The sequence below is a fragment of the Streptomyces sp. NPDC102283 genome, from assembly GCF_044766265.1.
Classification (GTDB): domain Bacteria; phylum Actinomycetota; class Actinomycetes; order Streptomycetales; family Streptomycetaceae; genus Streptomyces.
Map to the genome: position 1 here is coordinate 140,152 of NZ_JBIWLQ010000006.1, position 12,968 is coordinate 153,119.

Here is a 12,968-nt window from a genome sequence, read left to right on the forward strand (position 1 = left end):
GCATACGGGGGTGGCGGAGGCTACTTCGCCTCGGCCTTCTGAAGCTCGGCGAGCTCCTCGTCCGACTCCCGGCCGGGAGTCGGCAGGTTGAACTTGGTGATCGCGAACCGGAAGATCACGTAGTAGACCACCGCGAAGCAGAGGCCGACCAGCACCAGCATCCAGGGCTTGGTGGCGATGCCCAGGTTGAGCCCGAAGTCGACCAGACCGGCCGAGAAGCCGAAGCCGTCCTTCATGCCGAGCGCCCAGGTCAGGGCCATCGACACACCCGTCAGCACCGCGTGGATCGCGTACAGCACCGGGGCGATGAACATGAACGTGAACTCGATCGGCTCGGTCACACCGGTGACGAACGAGGTGAGCGCGAGGGAGAACATCATGCCGCCGACGACCTTGCGGCGCTCGGGGCGGGCGCAGTGGACGATCGCGAGGCAGGCCGCCGGGAGGGCGAACATCATGATCGGGAAGAAGCCGGTCATGAACTGTCCGGCGGTGGGGTCGCCCTCCAGGAAGCGGGCGATGTCGCCGTTCTTGCCGTTGTACTCGCCCGCCTGGAACCACGGGAAGGAGTTCAGCAGGTGGTGCATGCCGACCGGGATCAGCGCACGGTTGGCGACACCGAAGATGCCCGCGCCGACCGCGCCGGAGCCGACCAGCCACTCGCCGAAGTTGTGCAGACCCGTGCCGAGGACCGGCCAGATCAGACCGAAGACGATACCGATGAGCAGACCCGCGAGGGCGGAGAGGATCGGGACCAGGCGGCGGCCGCTGAAGAAGCCGGCCCAGTCGGGCAGCTTGGTCCGGTAGAACTTCTGGTAGAGCAGGGCCACGACGATGCCCATCACGACACCGCCGAGGACCTTGGCGTCCACCGGCGCCTCGGTCATGACGATCTTGCCGTCGATGACCTCGGCGACCTTGTCCAGGTTCGGGTCCGTGAACGTGGCCAGCACGTTCTTGAAGACCAGGTAGCCGGTGACGGCGGCCAGGGCGGTGGAGCCGTCCGACTTCTTCGCGAAGCCGATCGCGATGCCGACGGCGAACAGCAGCGCCATGTTGTCGAGGAGCGCGCTGCCTCCGGCGCTCATGTAGCCGGCGAGCTTCGTGATGAAGGTCGGGAACGACTCGCGGCCCAGCATGTCGCTGTCGCCGAGGCGGACCAGGAGCGCGGCGGCCGGCAGCACGGCGACCGGCAGCATGATGCTGCGGCCGATGCGCTGCATGACGGCCATCACGCCGGCGCCCCTCTTCTTCTCGGCCGCGGGTGCGGTCTCAGCCGTGGTCATCAACTTCCTCCATGGGGCACGGTGCCGCCCAGGTCGTTGATGCGGGGAGGCGGCGACTCGACAGACGCCGGCAGACAGCCGTGGTCTGGACCACTCAGTGGTGTAGACCAGTTTTAGCACGGTGAGGGTTAGATAAGGAACCTGCAATTCCCTGCTTATTCGCAGTAGCAGATCCGGTACGTTCGGTGACATGCCGAAGGCCCCCGGACCGGGTGGTCCGAGGGCCTTGTGCGTGCCGTCCGCGCCGGGTCGAAGGCCCGCAGGCCTGCGCCTCAGCGCTACTTGGTGAGGTCCTTCTCCATCTCCTTCTCGATCTCCTCCGGTTCCCGCCCGGGTGTCTTGAGGTCGAACTTGATGATCGCGAAACGGAAGACCACGTAGTAGATCACCGCGAAGCACGCGCCGATCGGGATGATCAGCCAGGGTTTCGTATCCAGATGCCAGTTGACGACGTAGTCGATCAACCCGGCCGAGAAGCTGAACCCCGCGTGCACCCCCAGCAGCCAGGTGATGCCCATCGACGCCCCGGTGAGCACCGCGTGCACGCCGTACAGCAGCGGCGCGACGAACATGAAAGAGAACTCGAGCGGCTCGGTCACCCCCGTGACGAACGAGGTCAGCGCCACCGAGACCATCAGGCCCGCCACCTCCTTGCGGCGCTCGGGCCGCGCGCAGTGGGTGATGGCCAGAGCGGCGGCCGGCAGGCCGAACATCATGATCGGGAAGAAGCCGGAGGTGAACTGGCCGGCCGACGGGTCCCCGGCGAAGAACCGGGAGATGTCGCCCTGCACGGTCTGGCCGTCCGCCCCGGTGAACTCGCCCGCCTGGAACCAGAAGAACGTGTTCAGGAACTGGTGCATGCCGATGGGGATCAGCAACCTGTTCGCGAAGCCGAAGATGGCCGCACCCCAGGAGCCGAGGTCGATCAGCTGCTTGGAGAACCAGGTCAGCCCGTCGCCCACCGGCTGCCACAGCAGGCCGAACAGCACGCCGAGGACCACGCAGAGGAATGCCATCAGGATCGGCACCAGGCGTCGCCCGTTGAAGAACCCGAGCCAGTCGACCAGCTTGGTGCGGTGGTAGCGCTGCCAGACGACCGCGGTCAGCAGCCCGATCAGGATGCCGCCGAGCACGCCCGGGTTCTGCGGCTCACCGTCGGGCAGGGCCTCCGTCACGGTGCCGTCCATGGGGAAGGCGGTCAGCACGCCCCGGTAGACCAGGAAGCCGACGACGGCCGCCAGCGCGGTGGAGCCGTCCGCCTTCTTCGCGAAGCCGATGGCGACGCCGATGCAGAACAGCAGGGGCAGGCCCAGTTCGCCGTCGAGGATCGCGCCGCCGCCGTTGAGCAGGACCTTGGAGGTCTTGTCCCAGAAGGCGCCGTCCAGGTACGAGCTGAAGAGGTTGCCGAGACTGACGAGCAGGCCTGCGGCGGGGAGGACGGCCACCGGGAGCTGAAGGCTCCGCCCGACCTTCTGCAGGCCCTGGACCGGTCCGTTCCACCATTTTCGCTGCGGTACCGCAGCGGCGCTCGAACTCATGGGCGTCCTCCCGGAACACTTCACGTTTGGCGGTCGTTGCAAACTGGTGTAGACCAGTTGCGTCACGGTCCGGGGTCCGTCCCGAAGGCAGGGCGCCGGTGATCGTCATCTTTCGGGATCGTCCGGTTACCCGCTCGTGAAGTTGGGCCAACCGTGCGTTACCGTGACGAAACGGACCCGCAGCGGGCGGCCGTCTGCGCGCGAAACCAGGGAGAAGGACATGGCCACCAAGGCTGAGAAGATCGTCGCCGGGCTCGGCGGTATCGACAACATCGACGAGATCGAAGGCTGCATCACCCGCCTCCGCACCGAGGTCCACGACCCCAGCAAGGTCGACGAAGCCGCCCTCAAGGCCGCAGGCGCCCACGGCGTCGTCAAGATGGGCACCGCGATCCAGGTCGTCATCGGCACCGACGCGGACCCCATCGCCGCCGACATCGAAGACATGATGTGACCGGCTGACCCCACGCCGGAACCGCGGGCCCCGTCCTCCACCGGAGGACGGGGCCGCGCCGTGCCCGACGTCCTCGCGCATCCGGTCCACGGCGGCCGCCACGGCACCCGAACGGAGCCACCCCCGCCACCGGATAAGGTCGGGCCCATGTCTCGCATCGACGGCCGCACCCCCGAACAGCTCCGCCCCGTCACCATCGAACGCGGCTGGAGCAAGCACGCCGAGGGCTCAGTCCTCATCTCCTTCGGCGACACCAAAGTCTTCTGCACCGCCTCCGTCACCGAAGGCGTCCCGCGCTGGCGCAAGGGCAGCGGCGAAGGCTGGGTCACCGCCGAATACTCCATGCTGCCCCGCTCCACCAACACCCGGGGCGACCGCGAAGCCGTACGCGGCAAGATCGGCGGACGCACCCACGAGATCAGCCGCCTGATCGGCCGTTCGCTGCGCGCCGTCATCGACTACAAGGCTCTCGGCGAGAACACCATCGTCCTGGACTGCGACGTCCTCCAGGCCGACGGCGGCACCCGTACGGCCGCCATCACCGGCGCCTACGTCGCCCTGGCCGACGCCGTCGCCTGGGCGCAGGGCAAGAAGATCGTCAAGGCCGGCCGCAAGCCGCTCACCGACACCGTCGCCGCCATCAGCGTCGGCATCGTCGACGGCACCCCGCTCCTCGACCTCTGCTACGAGGAGGACGTCCGCGCCGAGACCGACATGAACGTCGTCTGCACCGGGGACGGCCGCTTCGTCGAGGTCCAGGGCACCGCCGAGGGCGCACCCTTCGACCGGAAGGAACTCGGCGCGCTCCTCGATCTCGCCACCGCCGGCTGCGTCGACCTCGCCGCACTCCAGCGCGACGCACTCGCCCGCACCCAGGACGCGTAGCGACCCGCCCTCCACGGGTAAAGAAGCAACCAAATACGCACCACAGAGCGTCGTTACGGACACGGGCGCACGGGTCGAACCGTGCGTCCGTCCACGTAACGATCCCCGGGGAGGGACCGAACCATGGCTTCGCGCCGTCACCAACGCCTCGCACTCGCCACCGCCGCCACCCTGCTGACGCTGACCACGGCCGCGGGCTGCGCCGGCCTCGACAAGGCGCTCGACTGCGTCCGCACCGCCGACGCGATCGCCACCAGCGTCGGCAACCTCCAGCAGGCCGTCTCCAACGCCTCCGAGGACATCACCCAGGCCTCCGAGTCCCTGGACGAGATCGACCGCGAGCTGAAGAAGCTCGACGACACCACGGACAACGCCGACCTCTCCAAGGCCGTCGACGACCTCCAGGCGGGCGTCACAGGCGTCCGCAAGTCCATCGAGGCCGGCGACGCCACCCCCGACATCACCCCGGTGACGGACGCGGCGACGGAGATCGGCAAGGTCTGCAGCCCGTAGGGCGGCGCCTCGCCGATCACGGGCGGCCCGGGCCGAGGGCACGGCCCGCCCAGGCCGCCCGGGGCGATAATCGCCCCATGAAGCGCTTGATCCTCGCCACCCGCAACGCCGGGAAAATCACCGAACTCCACGCCATCCTCGCCGACGCGGGACTCGACCTCGACCTCGTCGGCGCGGACGCGTACCCCGACATCCCCGACGTCAAGGAAACCGGCGTCACCTTCGCCGAGAACGCGCTCCTCAAGGCCCACGCCCTGGCGAGCGCCACCGGCCTCCCCGCCGTCGCCGACGACTCGGGCCTCTGCGTGGACGTCCTCGGCGGCGCCCCCGGCATCTTCTCGGCCCGCTGGTCCGGCACCCACGGCGACGACGCGGCCAACCTGAACCTGCTCCTGGCCCAGCTCGGCGACATCGCCGACGGACACCGCGGCGCCTACTTCGCCTGCGCCGCCGCCCTGGCCCTCCCCGACGGCACGGAACACGTGGTCGAGGGCCGCCTGAACGGCATCCTGCGCCACACCCCCTCCGGCACCGGCGGCTTCGGCTACGACCCGATCCTCCAGCCGGAGGGCGAGACCCGCACCTGCGCGGAGCTGACCCCGGCGGAGAAGAACGCGATCAGCCACCGGGGGAAAGCGTTCCGGGCGTTGGTGCCGGTGGTGCGGGAGTTGGCGGGGTAGCGCCACCTACCCGCCCGCGCGTGCCAGGGCGCTGCCCGCTGCCCCGCACGGCGGCTCCTCGAAACCGACAGGCCCGGCCCGCATTCCTGCGGGCCGGGCCTGTCCGCGTGGTGCGCGAGGAGGGACTCGAACCCTCACGCCACTAGGACACTGGCTTCTAAGGCCAGCCTGTCTAACCAATTCCAGCACTCGCGCGTCCTCCGCAGTCTACAAGGGAGGGGCCGCCAGTCCTGTGAGTTATGGGGTGCCCGACCTCGCACGACGTCCTTTACCGCACCACGTTTCGGTCAGCGCATGACAGTTGGGACACAGGTACCGCAGGTTCTCAGCCCGGTTGTCCAGCCAGTCGCCATTGATGTGATCGATCTGGAGCGTGAACGACTGACCCAGCCATTGGCCCGGGTTGCCGCAGGACACGCAGCGGTACGCGACACCGAGCTCCTGCAGGGCGCGGTGGAGCCGAGTGCGGTGTGTGCGGGTTGATCCGGGCGGTCTGACGATGAGGGTGGTCGGCGCGATCGCGCGGGGCTCGGGGACCCTCGCCGCTGTCCAGGAGCGTCGGGTGAAGTGGCCGGTGTCGAGCTTCAGCTGGACAACCTTGCGTCGCACGCGGCGGTGGTTGGTGTCGTTGACTTCGAGGCAGAGCGCCCGCATGACGTCCGCATAACTGGTGCTGCTGGGAACCGCATTCCGCAGGGCGTCCTCCGGAATCGCCAAGCGCGCGTTGCGAAAGTGCGAAGTGTCGATGCCGCGCCTCCGCAGCAGGCCGGCCAGCGCAGAGCGTGACCGGCTGTCGTCGGGTATCCCCAGACTGCACGCTGTACCCCGGATGCTCGTGGCCGACGCTGCCGCCGCCCGTAACTCATCGGTGGTGAAGGAGAGATCCGGCTGGGAGCGGTTAAGCCCCGGGAAGTGGTCGACATCGATTCCAGCGGCGGCGATACGGCGGCCGATGTGGGAGAGAGTGCCGCTGGCCGGTGGGGCACCGAGTTCGTTGACGACCTCGCGCAGCGAGGTGCTGCGTTTCACCGCTGCTGCGATCGCCGAGTCCGGGTACTTCTTCCACGGGCTCCGCTGCTTGAAGTGCGAAGTGGCCAGCCCGTACTCCGTCGCCTTCCGCTGGAGTGTGCGTCGCCTGCCGCCGTTCTCCGGCAGCCCCAGGCGGCGCATCAGGTCTGTCCAGTTCGCCGATGCGGCTATGCCCTCCGCCAGCCGCTCCCGTGTGTACGGGCTGTTCCCCATGAGCTGCCCCCTCCGTCCCGGGCGCGCGTTCGCAGCCCCGTACGGAGTAACGAACCGTTTATCGGACAGTCACGCCCGACATTCGGTGAGGACGCGGAACGGCCCGTACCGCTCGACGTGAGCGGTACGGGCCGTTCCTCCGAGGAGGCCGGAAGGGAGCGGGTCAGAACTTCGGGTCCGGTGCCTGGGACTGGACCAGTTCCGCCGCCTCCTCGTCCGTCTCGACCGACGGCGGGGAGCCGATCAGCGGCTGCTGGGCCGTCTCCTTCATGCAGGCGACCGCGATCAGGCCGACCAGGGCCGCCGCCATCGCGTAGTACGCGGGCATCAGGTTGGAGCCGGTCCAGCTGATCAGGGCCGTGATGACCAGCGGGGTCGTGCCGCCGAAGATCGACGCGGAGAGGTTGTAGCCGACCGACAGGGACCCGTAGCGGACGTTCGTCGGGAACAGGGCCGGAAGCGCCGCCGACATCGTGCCGAGCATGCAGACCAGGGAGAGGCCCAGCATCAGCATGCCGATGGTGATCGGGAGGATGCCGTCCACCCGGATGAGGAGGAACGCGGGGAGGGAGAGGAACAGGAAGCCCAGCATCCCCGCCATCAGCAGCGGTTTGCGACCGAAGCGGTCGGACAGCTTGCCGACCTGGCTGATGATCGTCATCAGGAACACCATCACCGCCAGCAGGATCAGCAGACCGTGGGTCTCGCTGTAGCCGAGCTCGTCGGAGAGGTACGTCGGCATGTACGACAGCAGCATGTAGTCGGTGATGTTGTACGCGCCGACGAGGCAGATGCAGAGGATCAGCGTCGGCCAGTACTGCCGGAAGATCTTCGCGAGGTCGCCCTTGGCCGTCGACTCGACGCCGTCCGCCGCCTCGCTCGCGTGCGCCGTGCCGCCCTCCAGCTTCTGGAAGGCCGGGGTCTCGTCCAGGCGCAGTCGCAGGTAGAGGCCGACCAGGCCCAGCGGGCCCGCGACGAGGAACGGGATCCTCCACCCCCAGGCCTCCATCTGCGCGTCGGTCAGCAGGGCGTACAGGGCGGTCACGAGGCCCGCGGCGCCGACGTAGCCGGCCAGGGTGCCGAACTCCAGGAAGCTGCCGAAGAAGCCGCGTCGTTTGTCGGGGGCGTACTCGGCGATGAACGTCGAGGCGCCGCCGTACTCACCGCCCGTCGAGAAGCCCTGGAGCATCCGGAAGAAGATCAGCAGGACCGCGGCCCAGACGCCGATCGTGTCGTGCGAGGGGATCAGGCCGATCGCGAACGTGCCGACGGCCATCAGGATCATCGTCAGCGCGAGGACCTTCTTGCGGCCGACCTTGTCGCCCATCGGGCCGAAGAACATGCCGCCGAGCGGCCGTACGAGGAAGGCCACCGCGAAGGTCGCGAAGGAGGAGAGGAGCTGCGTGGTCTCGTTGTCGGACGGGAAGAAGACCTGTCCGATCGTCACGGCGAGGTAGGAGTAGATCCCGAAGTCGAACCACTCCATGGCGTTACCCAGGGAGGCGGCTTTCACGGCGCGCTTGACCGCGGCGTCGTCGGTGACCGTGATGTCCGTCCGGCGCAGCCGCGGGTTCCGCCGCTTCCTGATGGCCCGGAAGAGCGTGGGGTGGCGTTTGACCGCTTCGGGGTCGGCCGCCTGGTGGGGGTCGGAGGCCGCCATGGCCGGGTCCTTTCCTCGGAGTGCGTTCCAGGAAAAGCTTCTGCGCAGTCATGGCGGTCGCAAACCGACTTCGTGGGCCGATGCGATCTCCCTCACATGATCTGAACACGTTCTCCGGTCGGCCGCCGGTCGGAATCGCCGTTATCGCCGGAATCCTGTGAGGGGTGGCCCGGGGCCGGCGCCCCGGGCGGCGGGTGTCAGATGCCCAGATCCCTGATGATCTTGGCCACGTGGCCGGTCGCCTTCACGTTGTAGAACGCGTGCTCGACCTTGCCGTCCTCGTCGACGACGACGGTGGAGCGGATCACGCCCGTCACCACTTTGCCGTAAAGCTTCTTCTCGCCGAAGGCGCCGTAGGCCTCCAAAGTTTCCTTGGCCGGGTCGCCCACCAGAGTGACCTTGAGGTTCTCCGTGTCGCGGAACTTCGCGAGCTTCTCCGGCTTGTCGGGGGAGACGCCGATGACGTCGTACCCGGCGCTCGTCAGGAGGTCGAGGTTGTCCGTGAAGTCGCAGGCCTGCTTGGTGCATCCGGGGGTAAGAGCGGCCGGGTAGAAGTACACGATGACCTTGCGGCCCTTGTGGTCCGCGAGCGACACCTCGTTGCCGTCGGCGTCGGGAAGGGTGAAGGCGGGAGCGGTGTCGCCGGGCTTCAGTCGCTCGCTCATGTGGTTCTCCTCGGGTGGTGCGCGGGTCGGACGGGACCGAGGGTAATAGGGGTGCCGCCGGGTGTGCGGGGGTTCGAGCTGACAGACTGTCGATGAAGGTTCAGACGAAGGTTTACCGGACGACGACCACGGAGGCGGCGCAGTGTCGGATGCCAGGACCCCTGCGCAGATCGAGGCGGACATCATCAGCAGGCGCGAGCAGCTCGCTGTGGTGCTCGACGAGATCGGGGTGCGGGTACACCCGAAGACGATCATCGGAGACGCCAAGGCGAAGGCGGCCCAGTCCGTGGACCGGACGGCCGGCCGTGCCTTCGTCGCGGTGAACCGCTCGGTGTCGGAGGTGAAGGCGCAGTTCGTCGCGGAGGACGGCTCTCCGCGGCTTGAGCGGGTGATTCCCGCGGCTCTGCTGGTGGTCGGTGTGGTGGGGCTGCTCACCGTGTCCAGCCGCCGCCGCAGGTAGCCGGTGGTGGTCGGCCGGTGCGCGTCCGGTGGCGTTCCGCACCCGGAGGCGTACGGTCCGGGGCCCGGCAGGTAGGTTGCGGTCGTGAGCGACAACACCCACGAGGGCCATCGCGGCGCCACCGGCTCCGCCGACGACGACAAGCTGCCCATCCGGATGCTGCACGACCGGGTGCTGGTGCGGAACGACGCCTCCGAGGGCGAGCGGCGCTCCGGCGGCGGCATCCTGATCCCGGCCACGGCCGCGGTGGGCCGGCGCCTCGCCTGGGCCGTCGTCGTCGCGGTCGGGCAGAACGTGCGGACGGTGGAGCCCGGCGACCGTGTGCTGTACGACCCCGAGGACCGCGCCGAGGTCGAGGTGCGGGGCGTGGCGTACGTCCTGATGCGGGAGCGCGATCTGCACGCGGTGGCCGCCGACCGGTTCGAGGGTTCGGTGGATTCGACCGGGTTGTATCTGTAGGGCTCGCTGACGGCTCCTTGGGGGTCCGTGGGCGGCCGTGGCTGTTCGGGGCCTGGTGACCGGTGTCACCAGGCCCTTTCCCTGTTCTTTGCTACGGTGGGACCATCCCGACGAGACGCGCCGTACCGGGCCTGCAAAGACGACGCACCCGTTTCTGTTCACGTGGTTCGTCGTCGGAGGTGCCAGTCATGGCCTGGGTTCTGTTGATCATTGCCGGTGTGCTCGAAGTGGGCTGGTCGATCGGCATGAAGTACACCGAGGGGTTCACCCGGCTGTGGCCGAGCGTGTTCACCGGCCTCGGGATCGTGGCGAGCATGGTGTTGCTGTCCCATGCGGCGAAGACGCTGCCGATCGGTACGGCGTACGGGGTGTGGGTCGGTATCGGCGCGGCCGGTGCGGCGATCGTGGGCATGGTCGCGTTGAACGAGCCGGCGACCGCTGCCCGGATCTTCTTCGTCTGTCTGCTGCTGGTGGCCGTGGTCGGCCTGAAGGCGACCTCCGGGCACTGACGTACGCGCTCGGGCGGTCCCCGGTCATACCGGGCGGTCCCCGGGCAGGCCGGGGCCGGAGGCGCCCTCGACGGCGCCTCCGCCGCCCCCGCTGTCACCATCCCCGTCACCGCCGGTGCCGCTGGTGCTCCTTGTTTCTCCGGAGCCACCCGTGGCGCCGGCGGTGTCGTTCGTTCCGCCGTCGGTGCCGCCCGTCCCGCCGGTGTCCGTGCCGGACGTGGGCGGGATGCTGCCGGCCGGATCGCTCTCGGTGGTGTCGGAGGGGCCGGTGGTGGGCTCCGACGAGGAGGGCGGGTCCGTGCCGCCGTCGGGGTTCTCGTCGAGCGGGGGTTCGTCCTCCTCGTCGGAGCCGGGTGCCGTCTCCAGGTCGAACTCCTTGGCCGGGGAGGAGCGCAGCGCCGCTTCCGTGTAGGCGGCCCAGGTCTCGGCCGGGGCGCCGCCGCCGTTGACGCGGGGCAGGCCGAAGGCTCCGTACAGCGGGGTCTGGGCGCCCGTGTCCGGGTTCTGGCCCATCACGGCGACGACGGTCGCGAGGTCGGGGGTGTACCCGGCGAACCAGGCGGCCCGGTCCTCCTCGGCGGTGCCGGTCTTGCCCGCGGCGGGGCGGCCCACGGCCTGGGCCGCCGTGCCGGTGCCGCCCTCCACGACGCCGCGCAGCACGGCGGTGGTGGTGTCGGCGGCCTCGCGGCTGACGGCCTGGTCGGTCGTGCGCTCGGGCAGCTCGATCTCCGTGCCGTCCTTGGTGACCTTGCCGACGAGGACGTGTCTGCCGTGCCGGCCGTGGTCGGCGAGGGTGGCGTACGCCTCGGTCATGTCCAGGACACTGGCGTTGGCGGTGCCGAGCGCGATGGAGGGGGAGGCGGTGAGGTCGGGGGTGTCGGTGGGGATGCCGAGGGCGACGGCGGTGTCCCGGACCTTTCCGGGGCCGACGTCCTGGGCCATCTGCGCGTAGACGGAGTTGACGGACTTGTCGGTGGCGGTGCGCACGGTGATGTCGCCGTAGTCGACGTCGTCCTCGTTGGCGGGGGCGTAGTCGGTGGGGCCCTGCACGCCGACGACCATGCGTTTGTTGGCGCCGTCGTAGACGGTGTTGGGCGTGATGCGTTCGCCGTCCTGGGTGGTGGAGTCGTTGACGACGGCGGAGGTGAGGACGAACGGTTTGAAGACGGAGCCGACCTGGTAGTCGCGGCGGGTCGCGTTGCTGACGTACTGCTTCGTGTAGTCGATGCCGCCGTACAGGGCGACGACCTCGCCGGTGGCGGGGACGATCGAGGCCCCGCCGACGCGGACGTTGCGGTCGGCCTTGCGTCGGGCGCTGGTCCTGGACATCACGTTGGTGTCGACGGCCTTGACGAAGGCGTCCTGCTTGGCCTTGTCGAGGGTCGTGGTGATGCGGTAGCCGCCGGTGGCGAGGGTCTTCTCGTCGAGGATGCCGCGCCGGTTCAGGTGGTCCTCGACGGCCTGCACGATGTAGCCGCGCTGTCCGGAGAGTCCGGTCGGCGGTCTGGCCTCGCCGGGGGTGGGGAAGTCCGTCGTCGCCCGTTCGGCCGAGTCGAGCCAGTTCTCCTTGACCATGCCGTCCAGGACGTAGTTCCAGCGGTGCTGGGCGGCGGGCTTGTTCTCGGGGTGGGCGACGACGTCGTAGGCGCTGGGGGCGTTCAGCAGGGAGGCGAGGTAGGCGCCCTCGGCGGTGCTGAGGTCCTCGACGTTCTTGCCGTAGTACGCCTGGGCGGCGGCCTGGATGCCGTAGGCGTTGCGTCCGAAGTAGCTGGTGTTGAGGTAGCCCTCGAAGATCTGGTCCTTGGTCTCCTCGCGGTTGAGCTTGACCGCGATGAAGAACTCCTTGGCCTTGCGCACGACGGTCCGCTCCTGGCCGAGGTAGTAGTTCTTCACGTACTGCTGGGTGATCGTCGAGCCGCCCTGCTTGCCCTTGCCGGTCATGGTGTTCCAGCCGGCCCGGACCATCGCCTTCACGTCCACGGCGCGATCGGAGTAGAAGTCCCGGTCCTCGGCGGCCAGCACGGCGTGCTGGACGGTCGCGGGGACCTGGGAGAGCTTGACCTTCTCCCGGTTCACGTCGCCGTCCCGGGCGATGACGCTGCCGTCGCTGTAGAGGTAGACGTTGGACTGGGCGGTGGCCGCGGCGTTGGCGGCCGGGATGTCGACGAACTGGTATCCGGCGACGAATCCGCCGATGAGGAGGAGGGCGAGGCCCAGGACGGTGCCGAGCGCCATCCGCCAGGTGGGGATGGCGCGCCGCCAGCCGGTGCGCCGCTCCCCGCGGTTCTTCCGGTCCTTCCGGTCCCGGTCCTTCCGGTCCCGGTCCTTCCGGTTCTTCCCGCCGTTCCCCGGCGGCTCTCCCCGGTGGCTCCCGGGTGCGGCCGCCGCGCCCGAGGGGTCGCGGGGGGCCCAGTGCTGTGACTCGTCGCTCATGTCCGTGGGGCTCCTCGGGCGTGGTCAGTTACCCCATAGTGCCCGTTTCGTCCGGAAACCTTCGGTTCTCCCCGGGTCGTTCCCTCCACCGGTCGTCACCGCCGTCCCGGAAACACGGTCGCGGGGGCCGGGGCGCCTGCACTAGGCTCGTGCGCTTTGGTGTCGGGAGCCGGTGGTGGCGGGG

General features: G+C 69.1%; 13 protein-coding genes, 1 tRNA gene and 1 riboswitch. Of the genes, 7 read left to right on the plus strand and 7 right to left on the minus strand.

Going from position 1 to position 12,968, the window contains the following annotated elements:
- Positions 1-20 precede the first annotated feature (20 nt).
- Together ACIRJT_RS14195 and ACIRJT_RS14200 are read right to left on the minus strand one after the other, a co-directional pair.
- Positions 21-1,286 (minus strand): PTS transporter subunit EIIC, encoded by a 1,266-nt coding sequence (locus tag ACIRJT_RS14195; protein WP_403908447.1) that lies wholly within the window; start codon positions 1,284-1,286, stop codon positions 21-23.
- A gap of 278 nt (positions 1,287-1,564) precedes the next feature.
- The gene (locus ACIRJT_RS14200) at positions 1,565-2,824 is read right to left on the minus strand and encodes a PTS transporter subunit EIIC (RefSeq protein WP_403908449.1); all 1,260 of its coding nucleotides are present in this window, start codon (positions 2,822-2,824) and stop codon (positions 1,565-1,567) included.
- A 163-nt stretch (positions 2,825-2,987) separates the two neighbouring features.
- Here ACIRJT_RS14200 and ACIRJT_RS14205 point away from each other — a divergent pair, with 163 nt between their 5' ends.
- The 4 genes from ACIRJT_RS14205 (at position 2,988) to rdgB (ending at position 5,356) form a co-directional block, all read left to right on the plus strand.
- Positions 2,988-3,278 carry a glucose PTS transporter subunit EIIB gene (locus tag ACIRJT_RS14205; RefSeq protein ID WP_078625861.1) on the plus strand — a complete coding sequence of 97 codons (291 nt, stop codon included), beginning with the start codon at positions 2,988-2,990 and terminating at the stop codon, positions 3,276-3,278.
- A 147-nt stretch (positions 3,279-3,425) separates the two neighbouring features.
- The gene (rph, locus tag ACIRJT_RS14210; protein ID WP_018958495.1) at positions 3,426-4,163 is read left to right on the plus strand and encodes a ribonuclease PH; all 738 of its coding nucleotides are present in this window, start codon (positions 3,426-3,428) and stop codon (positions 4,161-4,163) included.
- Positions 4,164-4,286: 123 nt separating this feature from the next.
- Positions 4,287-4,676 carry a hypothetical protein gene (locus tag ACIRJT_RS14215; RefSeq protein ID WP_403908451.1) on the plus strand — a complete coding sequence of 130 codons (390 nt, stop codon included), beginning with the start codon at positions 4,287-4,289 and terminating at the stop codon, positions 4,674-4,676.
- Positions 4,677-4,753: 77 nt separating this feature from the next.
- Positions 4,754-5,356 (plus strand): RdgB/HAM1 family non-canonical purine NTP pyrophosphatase, encoded by a 603-nt coding sequence (gene rdgB / locus ACIRJT_RS14220; RefSeq protein ID WP_403908453.1) that lies wholly within the window; start codon positions 4,754-4,756, stop codon positions 5,354-5,356.
- A gap of 108 nt (positions 5,357-5,464) precedes the next feature.
- Here rdgB and ACIRJT_RS14225 read toward each other — a convergent pair.
- The 4 genes from ACIRJT_RS14225 to bcp all read right to left on the minus strand — a co-directional run bounded on the left by ACIRJT_RS14225 (position 5,465) and on the right by bcp (position 8,923).
- Positions 5,465-5,551: transfer RNA gene (locus ACIRJT_RS14225), tRNA-Leu, on the minus strand.
- Positions 5,552-5,593: 42 nt separating this feature from the next.
- A complete protein-coding gene (locus tag ACIRJT_RS14230) occupies positions 5,594-6,598 on the minus strand; it encodes an HNH endonuclease (RefSeq protein ID WP_403908455.1) in 1,005 nt (334 codons plus the stop codon).
- A 163-nt stretch (positions 6,599-6,761) separates the two neighbouring features.
- A complete protein-coding gene (gene proP, locus ACIRJT_RS14235) occupies positions 6,762-8,258 on the minus strand; it encodes a glycine betaine/L-proline transporter ProP (protein ID WP_403908457.1) in 1,497 nt (498 codons plus the stop codon).
- Positions 8,259-8,455: 197 nt separating this feature from the next.
- Positions 8,456-8,923: a thioredoxin-dependent thiol peroxidase gene (gene bcp, locus ACIRJT_RS14240; RefSeq protein ID WP_007450654.1), complete on the minus strand. Its 468-nt coding sequence runs from the start codon at positions 8,921-8,923 to the stop codon at positions 8,456-8,458.
- Between the two features lie 142 nt (positions 8,924-9,065).
- On the opposite strand from bcp, the gene ACIRJT_RS14245 reads away from it, so the two are divergent.
- The 3 genes from ACIRJT_RS14245 to ACIRJT_RS14255 all read left to right on the plus strand — a co-directional run bounded on the left by ACIRJT_RS14245 (position 9,066) and on the right by ACIRJT_RS14255 (position 10,351).
- Positions 9,066-9,383, plus strand: coding sequence for a DUF3618 domain-containing protein (locus tag ACIRJT_RS14245; RefSeq protein ID WP_403908459.1), 318 nt, complete (start codon positions 9,066-9,068; stop codon positions 9,381-9,383).
- 84 nt (positions 9,384-9,467) lie between these two features.
- Complete coding sequence (locus ACIRJT_RS14250) at positions 9,468-9,842, plus strand: co-chaperone GroES (RefSeq protein WP_007450657.1); 375 nt, start codon at positions 9,468-9,470, stop codon at positions 9,840-9,842.
- A 78-nt stretch (positions 9,843-9,920) separates the two neighbouring features.
- A riboswitch (guanidine-III (ykkC-III) riboswitch) is annotated at positions 9,921-9,991 on the plus strand.
- A 39-nt stretch (positions 9,992-10,030) separates the two neighbouring features.
- Positions 10,031-10,351 (plus strand): multidrug efflux SMR transporter, encoded by a 321-nt coding sequence (locus ACIRJT_RS14255; RefSeq protein WP_073801016.1) that lies wholly within the window; start codon positions 10,031-10,033, stop codon positions 10,349-10,351.
- 24 nt (positions 10,352-10,375) lie between these two features.
- Here the strand turns inward: ACIRJT_RS14255 and ACIRJT_RS14260 are convergent, their stop codons facing one another.
- A complete protein-coding gene (locus tag ACIRJT_RS14260) occupies positions 10,376-12,784 on the minus strand; it encodes a transglycosylase domain-containing protein (RefSeq protein WP_403908461.1) in 2,409 nt (802 codons plus the stop codon).
- Between the last annotated feature and the right edge of the window lie 184 nt (positions 12,785-12,968).